Raw genomic sequence first — 2499 nt, 5'->3', positions numbered from 1 at the left:
CAGGGGGACGTGGAAGTGGGCGCGCCAGGGTGCGCCGTCGGGCAGGGCGTGGCCCGCGAGGGCCTCGTCGAGGTCGTCGGTGGCGCGCAGGCCGGCGGCGGTGGCTGTGCGGGTCTGGTGCAGGAAGCGGGGTTCGGCGAAGGCGGCGAGGGCCTCGCGGACCTCGGGCAGATCGGGGTGTTCGGCGTGCAGGGCGGCGGAGAGCTGGGACTTGACGACGGGGACGCGGGCCTCGGTGAGGGCGTCCAGGGCATTGTGCGGGTCTTCGAAGGAGGTGGCGAGGTGGCAGGTGTCGACACAGATGCCGATGCGGTCGTGGGCGATCGCGGTGAGCGGGGCGATGGCGTCGCGGGTGGTCTCGACGACGCAGCCGGGTTCCGGTTCCAGCCCGACGCGGATGGAGCGGCCGGTCAGTTCCTCGATGGCGTCGAGGCGTTCGGCGAGGGTGCGCAGGGCGGTGCGGGCGGTCTTAGCGCGTGCGTCGTCGTACGCGGTGCGCCAGGCGAGGGGCAGGGTGGAGATGGTGCCGTCGCCGACGTCGTCGGGGAGGAGCCCGGTGAGGACGCGGGCCAGGGCGGTGGTGTGGTCGAGGCGTTCCGGGTCGGCCCAATCCGGCTTGTAGACGCGGTACTTGACCTCTTCGGCGCCGAAGCCCTCGTACGGGAAGCCGTTGAGGGTGACGACCTCGAGGCCGCGCCGGTCGAGCTCGGTGCGCAGGCCGCGCAGTGCGGACGGGTCGGTGTCGAGGGCGTGGGCGGCGTCCCTGGCGAGCCACAGCCCGATGCCGAGCCGGTCGCGGCCCAGGCGGCGGCGGACGGGTTCGCAGTGGTCACGGAGCTGGGCGAGGACGCCGTCGAGGGTTTCGGCGGGGTGGACGTTGGTGCAGTAGGCGAGGTGGACGGTGGAGCCGTCGGGGTGGCGGAAGCGCATGGGTCACGCCTCCGGGGTGAGCGCACCGGCCGGCTCGCCCTCGTCTCCTGGGACGCGGGCCGGCTCTTCGGCGCCCTTCGGGACGCCGGCCGGCTCGTGGTCGTCCTTCGGGGCACCGCGGAGGATGGAGTTGCCTTCGTGGGTGGCCTCCGTGGCCGCGCGGTCGAGGTTCAGGCGGCCGCTGAGTCCGTAGAAGGCGACGGGATTGCGCCACAGCACCCGGTCGACCTCGTCCTCGCCGAAGCCTTCGGCCAGCATCAGGTCGCCCACCTTGCGGGTCTTGAGGGGGTCGCTCTTTCCCCAGTCGGCGGCGGAGTTGACCAGGACCTGCTCGGTGCCGTAGGCGCGCAGGATCGCGATCATCCGTTCCTCGTCCATCTTGGTGTCCGGATAGACGGAGAAGCCCAGCCAGCAGCCGCTGTCCTTGGCCTCCTTGACGGTGGTCTCGTTGAGGTGGTCGACCAGGACGCGTTCCGGGGGCAGTGCGGACTCCCGGACGACGTCGAGGGTGCGGCGCAGCCCGGCGAGCTTGTCGCGGTGCGGGGTGTGCACCAGGGCGGGCAGGCCGTGGTCGGCGGCGAGCTGGAGCTGGGCGGCGAGGGCGGTGTCCTCGGCGGGGGTCATGGAGTCGTAGCCGATCTCGCCGACGGCCACGACGTTGTCCTTGACGAGATACCGGGGCAGTGCGTCGAGGACGGGCACACAGCGCGGGTCGTTCGCCTCCTTGGGGTTGAGCGCCAGCGTGCAGTGGTGGGCGATGCCGTACTGGGCGGCGCGGAACGGCTCCCAGCCGAGGAGGGAGTCGAAGTAGTCAAGGAAGGAGGCGGGCGAGGTGCGGGGCTGGCCGAGCCAGAAGGAGGGCTCGACGACGGCGCGGACGCCGGCGGCGTACATGGCCTCGTAGTCGTCCGTGGTCCGGGACGTCATGTGGATGTGGGGGTCGAAGATGCGCATCAGGACTCCTTGCCGTGGGGGTGGTCCGTGCCGGGGGCCGGGCCGGCGGACTCGGTCAGGTCCAGGACGCGGTACAGGTCCTCGGGGACGGTGCGGCCGGCGGCGGTGCGTTCGGCGGCGTAGTCGCCCAGCATGCGGGCGAGTTCGCCATCGCCGTGGGCACGCCGGGGCAGGTCCGCCACGCGGTCGACGGGGACGCCGGTGAACAGGCACTTCAGTACGGCGTGGCGCCAGTCGTGGGGGGCCAGGTGCCGGGAGGCGTACGGGCCGACGGCGGCGGCGAGGAGCCGGGTGTCGTTGGTGCGCAGGGCGTCTTGGACGAGCGGGAGGGCGCCGGGGCCGGACACGAGATGGGGCAGGGCGTGCAGGACGGCGCGGCGCTCGTCGGCGGTGCCCTGGAAGTACACCCGCGTCAGGGCGTCGGTCCCGGCACGGGCCGCATCGAGGATGAGGACGCGTGCGGCGTCGGCGTACGCGGCACCGCAGCGCCGGCCGGCCTCGGCGAGGCGCAGTTCCCACGCGGAGATGGGCCCGTGGAGGCCGGGGTGGGCGGCGGCCTCGTCGAGGGCGTGCTCGAGCCAGGCGCGGGCGGCGGGATCGAGGCGGGTGGTGAGG

Annotated in this window: 3 protein-coding genes; all 3 read right to left on the bottom strand. The window is 73.4% G+C overall.

Annotation, left to right across the window (positions count from 1 at the left end; genetic code table 11):
- On the bottom strand, nt 1-930 hold a 930-nt coding region (gene eboE / locus CA983_RS42690; protein WP_086605996.1), incomplete at its 3' end, for a metabolite traffic protein EboE.
- A gap of 3 nt (nt 931-933) precedes the next feature.
- Entirely contained in the window at nt 934-1884 is a 951-nt protein-coding gene (locus tag CA983_RS42685; protein WP_244207340.1) for a TatD family hydrolase, read from the bottom strand.
- Nucleotides 1884-2499, bottom strand: a 616-nt coding sequence (locus CA983_RS42680; protein ID WP_086605995.1) for an EboA domain-containing protein, incomplete at its 5' end; no start/stop codon positions are given. The genes CA983_RS42680 and CA983_RS42685, both read right to left, overlap by 1 nt.

The organism is Streptomyces swartbergensis (genome assembly GCF_002148965.1).
Classification (GTDB): Bacteria; Actinomycetota; Actinomycetes; order Streptomycetales; family Streptomycetaceae; genus Streptomyces; species Streptomyces swartbergensis.
The sequence above is the reverse complement of the archived record's forward strand: the minus strand, read 5'-3'. Positions and strand labels throughout refer to the sequence as shown.